Raw genomic sequence first — 215 nt, 5'->3', positions numbered from 1 at the left:
TGGGCCTGCGTCGCCGCCGGCACCTGGCCCTGGACGGCCGCCGGGTCTCCCGCGTGAGCGACGAGATCCTGGACGGCACCGAGCCCGGGCCGCACGACGTCGTGGGGCGACGGGCCGCTCCTGGAGGCCATCAGCGCACGGCGCACCGGCCGCATGCGCGACGTCGTGGCGACGCTCCAGGCCGAGCAGGACGCGATCATCCGCTCGGCGCACCG

The sequence above is a fragment of the Promicromonospora kroppenstedtii DSM 19349 genome (genome assembly GCF_000515355.1).
GTDB classification, from domain to species: Bacteria; Actinomycetota; Actinomycetes; order Actinomycetales; family Cellulomonadaceae; genus Promicromonospora; species Promicromonospora kroppenstedtii.
The sequence above is the reverse complement of the archived record's forward strand: the minus strand, read 5'-3'. Positions refer to the sequence as shown.